1 pseudogene is annotated in these 266 nt (G+C 54.5%); it reads left to right on the forward strand.

Annotated features, from left to right (window positions below):
* Window positions 1-266: pseudogene (locus SB756_RS30925) on the forward strand (polysaccharide export protein Wza); the annotation flags it as partial.

Raw genomic sequence — 266 nt, forward strand, 5'->3', positions numbered from 1 at the left:
GTGCTGACGCACAACGGTCGTGAACAGCGTATCTCTCTGCAGGCATTGATGCAGAATGGTGACCTGAGCCAGAACCACCTCCTCTATCCAGGCGATATTCTTTACGTTCCGCGTAACGATGATCTGAAAATCTTCGTGATGGGTGAAGTGAAGCAGCAGACCACCCTGAAAATGGACCGTAGCGGCATGACGCTGGCGGAAGCACTGGGCAATGCGGCCGGGATGGATCAAACCACCTCTGACGCCACCGGTGTATTCGTTATCCG

Source organism: Pseudomonas sp. SIMBA_068 (genome assembly GCF_046534705.1).
Lineage (GTDB): Bacteria > Pseudomonadota > Gammaproteobacteria > Pseudomonadales > Pseudomonadaceae > Aquipseudomonas > Aquipseudomonas putida.